4 protein-coding genes and 2 pseudogenes are annotated in these 3779 nt (G+C 70.3%); 4 read left to right on the forward strand and 2 right to left on the reverse strand.

Annotated elements, in window-relative coordinates; translation table 11 throughout:
• Positions 1 to 288: pseudogene (locus DBR10_RS20025) on the forward strand (hypothetical protein); the annotation flags it as partial.
• Entirely contained in the window at positions 281 to 706 is a 426-nt protein-coding gene (locus tag DBR10_RS11455; RefSeq protein ID WP_108504716.1) for an HIT domain-containing protein, read from the forward strand. The pseudogene DBR10_RS20025 and the gene DBR10_RS11455, both read left to right, overlap by 8 nt.
• On the opposite strand, the gene DBR10_RS11460 is transcribed toward DBR10_RS11455, so the two are convergent.
• Together DBR10_RS11460 and DBR10_RS11465 are read right to left on the reverse strand one after the other, a co-directional pair.
• Positions 703 to 1719 (reverse strand): hypothetical protein, encoded by a 1017-nt coding sequence (locus DBR10_RS11460; protein WP_199225331.1) that lies wholly within the window; start codon positions 1717 to 1719, stop codon positions 703 to 705. The genes DBR10_RS11455 and DBR10_RS11460 overlap by 4 nt on opposite strands.
• 10 nt (positions 1720 to 1729) lie before the next feature.
• On the reverse strand, positions 1730 to 2605 hold the full coding sequence (locus DBR10_RS11465; protein WP_108506156.1) for an HpcH/HpaI aldolase/citrate lyase family protein: 876 nt from the start codon (positions 2603 to 2605) through the stop codon (positions 1730 to 1732).
• A 130-nt stretch (positions 2606 to 2735) separates the two neighbouring features.
• Between DBR10_RS11465 and DBR10_RS11470 the strand changes: the two genes are divergently transcribed.
• Both DBR10_RS11470 and DBR10_RS20030 read left to right on the forward strand, forming a co-directional pair.
• The gene (locus DBR10_RS11470) at positions 2736 to 3116 is read left to right on the forward strand and encodes a DUF2237 family protein (RefSeq protein ID WP_108488675.1); all 381 of its coding nucleotides are present in this window, start codon (positions 2736 to 2738) and stop codon (positions 3114 to 3116) included.
• 535 nt (positions 3117 to 3651) lie between these two features.
• A pseudogene (locus DBR10_RS20030) lies at positions 3652 to 3779 on the forward strand (hypothetical protein); the annotation flags it as partial.

Raw genomic sequence — 3779 nt, forward strand, 5'->3', positions numbered from 1 at the left:
TCGACCGCCAAGGCCCTGTCGTTCAACGGCCTGCAGAACGCCGGCCTGATCCTGGCGATCAACGGTGGTCGGCATGTGAGCCCCTATTTCGCCGGCGGCACCGTGTTTGCCTGGAGCGAGGTGCTGGACAAGGCCGACCTCGGCTCGGTCGGGGCCCTGCGCCTGCGGCTGGTGGCCACGGTCGACCGTCCCTGCGGCGACTTCCCCGGCAAGGACGAGGCCGGAGCCTATGCGGACGGCGTGATCCTCGACTTCGACTACTGGGCCGCGGTTCCCAAGCGTGGCTGAGTTCACGCCCGACCCGGCCTTCATCACGACCTCGGCGGCCGTGGGCGATCTGGCCCTCTGCCACATCCGGCTGCAGCTGGACGCCCGCTATCCGTGGCTCGTGCTGATCCCTCGCCAGGCCGGCCTGCGTGAGATCGAGGACCTGTCGGCGGCAGACCGCATCGCCCTGATCGAGGAGACGGTGCGGGCCGGGTCGGCGGTGCGGGCCGTGGCAGAGGCGCTGGGCCTCTCCGTCGACAAGCTGAACGTCGGGGCCCTGGGCAATGTCACGCCGCAGCTTCACGTCCATGTGCTGGGTCGCCGGGCCGGCGATCCGGCCTGGCCGGGGCCGGTCTGGGGGCACAGCCCGGGCGCGCCGTTCGAAGCCGGCGCCCTGCAGGGTGCGATCACGACCGCCCGGGCGGCCCTGCGGCTCTAGGACGCCTTCTTCTTCACCGCCGCCTTCTTGCGGGCGGCCGTCGCCTTGGCCTTTGCGCCCTTCTTGCCCTTGGCCACCGCCTTGCCCTTGCCGCTCTTCTTGGCGAGCGCCGCGCAGCGGGCCCTGGCGGCCTTCAGGGCCTTGCCCTTCTTGCCCTTGGTCGAACAGGTCGGGACGGTCGCGGGACGGCTGGCGGCGACCCGGGGCGGCCAGACGACCGGCCCGCGGGTGCGAACCACATAGCCGGGCGGCAGGCTGGGCGGCGGCTGCTGTTCGGCAACCACCGCGTGGCCGACCCCGTTTTCAACCAGGGTGCCGCTCCAGCGCGTCTCGTCGACCGGATTGACGGTCAGGGCCGCCGACTGCCCCGCCAGGGGCGTGAACCGGACGACCACGGCCTCACCGGACCGCTCGACCGTATCGATCAGGCCGGTCGAGCCCACCGAACCGGGCCGTCGTACGTCGCGCCAGGCTCCTTCGACCGGACCATTTCCGCTGGCCGGATCGACCAGTTGCAGCGTGTAGAGCGCGCGGCCTTCCGGATCGCGGACCGTCCAGCCGCCGTCCAGCGGGCCCTGCAGGCCCTGGGCGGCGGCGACCGAGGCCTTGATGCGCAGCTCGTAGACCTGCTCGGCCGGCATCGGTGCGGAGCCCGAGGCGGTGGCCGGAGACCCGGCGGCCGGGGCCGGCTCGGGCGCAGGGATCGGCAGCAGGGTCGGCTTGTGAGGCGCGGCGGGCGCGGTCGGGACCGCGTCTTCCTCATCGGTGGTCAGGGGGCCGCTCTGGTCGATCAGGTCGCCGAGCGGATCGACGCTTTCCGGCGGGACCGTCGGGGTCGGGGCCGGGGCCGCCGGCGTCGCAGCCGGGGCTGCGACCGGGCCCGGCGGGGTTGCCGGTTCGGGCTGCGGAGCCGGAACCGGGGTGGAGGCGGGCGCAGCGGGCCCCTGCGCCGGCTGGCCCAGGACCGGGCCGGCGACGAAGCTCAGACAGACGAGGTAAGCCGTGGCCCGCATCGAGATGTCCCTAGGCCGCCCGGGCGGCGATGGCGGCGGCCACGGCGACCAGCCGTTCGGCCTGGGCCAGATGCAGCCGCTCGGCCATCTTGCCCTCGACCCGCAGCGCGCCCTTGCCGGCATTTTCAGGATCGGCGAAGGCGGCGATCACCGCCTGGCTCCAGGCGATTTCGTCGGCCGAGGGCGAGAACACCCGGTTGCAGATCTCCAGATGCTTGGGGTGGATCAGGGTCTTGCCGTCGAAGCCGAAATCAACGCCCTGGACGCAAACCGCTTCAAGCGCCTCGAGGTTTTCGATGTCGTTATGGACGCCGTCGAGAACGGTCAGGCCATGGGTCCGGGCGGCGGCGACCGACAGGGTCAGCAGCGGCAGGAACGGGGCGCGGTCCGGCGTCTGGCGGGCCCGCATCTCCTTGGCGAAGTCATTGACGCCCATGACCCAGGTCGACAGCCGGGTGGTCTGGCTGGCCCCGGCGATCTCCCACAGGTGGAAGGCGGCCTTGGCGGTCTCGATCATGGTCCACAGCCGGGTCTCGGCCGGAGCCCCGGCCAGGGCCGCGTCATAGGCGTGGACATCGGCGGCGTCATTGACCTTGGGGACCAGCACGGCGTCCGGCCCGGCCGCCGCGGCGGCGGCCAGGTCGTCGGCCCCCCAGGGGGTGTCGAGGCCATTGGTGCGGATGACGATCTCGCGCGGGCCAAAGCCGCCGGCCCTGACCGCCGCCACGGCCGCCTCGCGGGCCGCCACCTTCATCTCCGGGGCCACGGCATCCTCGAGATCGAGAATGATCACGTCGGCGTCCAGGGTGCGCGCCTTGTCCACCGCCTTGGCATTGGAGGCGGGCATGTAGAGGGCGCTGCGGCGCGGCCTGGCGATCTTCGACATCAAAACTCCCCTGCGATCTTTTATCGTCTCTGGCTTCTTCTTTAGCATCGCCGCGCCGCAGCAAAAGCCACGACGACGCCGGTGACGGATTGTTGGTCCGGGACGGCCCGAAACGGGTTAGGATCGCGCCATGACCACACGCTACGATGACAAGGCCCGCAATGTGCTGGGCGGTGAACTGAAACCCTGCTCGCTGGACCCTGTCACCGGCTTCTACCGCAATGGCTGCTGCGAGACCGGGCCGCATGACCTGGGCCTGCACACCGTCTGTGCGGTGATGACTGACGATTTCCTGGCCTTCTCGAAGGCCACGGGCAACGACCTCTCGACCCCCCGGCCGGAATTTGCCTTTCCGGGTCTCAAGGCCGGCGACCGCTGGTGCCTGTGCGCCGGGCGCTGGAAGGAAGCCCTCGACGCCGGCATGGCCCCCGCCGTGATCCTGGAAGCCAGCCACGAGGAAATGCTGGCCATCGTGCCGCTGGGGGTCCTGAAGGATCATGCGGCGGTCTGACGGTCCAGGCACGGCTTTTCCACCTCACGCGGTCTGGCCGCTGAAGGGACGGGAAGGGCTGCGGAGCGTCCGGACCGCGTCCGGAGAAAGAGATTTGAATACCGTTTCGACGAAGTTCAGACGCTCCGCGTGATCGTTCTGTCGGACGCGTGCGGCGCTCGAGCTCTATTAGAGCCTCGCCGCCCTGAAGCCTCCGGCGGGCGGACCGGGGTGCGACCCCGGCCCGGACTGTGAACCCTTCCAGGCCCACCTGCTGCTCGCCCGATCCCTGGCGTGACGTCGTTTCTGTGATCCACGGCCGACCGCCGCCAGACACGACAGGGTTGGCGGCCCGGACCGCAAAGCAATCCTCCCGCCATCGATTGAGCTTCCCGCTCGACCACCCCGGCCAGCCGCAACGGTCGCTGGCCCTGCGCCCTTCCCGTGCTGTCCGGTGAGGTGATTATGCGGGGGGTTTTGAACGCGTCTGATTGGCGCGATCAGGATTTTTGTAAGGGGTTGAATTTGATCAGTTATGGTTGCGCGACAATGGGGATTGGTGTCGCTGGATCCCCGCTCTCAAGCTCAAAATCCCTGTCATCCCGGCCGGACGCCCGCGAGGGCGGGAGCGCCGGGACCCAGGGGCCACCGCACTGCGTCACCCCCTGGGTCCCGGATCGCGCT

It is taken from the genome of Caulobacter sp. HMWF025, assembly GCF_003060965.1.
Classification (GTDB): domain Bacteria; phylum Pseudomonadota; class Alphaproteobacteria; order Caulobacterales; family Caulobacteraceae; genus Caulobacter.

Coding starts and splice junctions, on each gene's coding strand:
- DBR10_RS11460 (WP_199225331.1), bottom strand. CDS start 1,719: ATGCGGGCCACGGCTTACCTCGTCTGTCTGAGCTTCGTCGCCGGCCCG.
- DBR10_RS11465 (WP_108506156.1), bottom strand. CDS start 2,605: ATGTCGAAGATCGCCAGGCCGCGCCGCAGCGCCCTCTACATGCCCGCC.
- DBR10_RS11470 (WP_108488675.1), top strand. CDS start 2,736: ATGACCACACGCTACGATGACAAGGCCCGCAATGTGCTGGGCGGTGAA.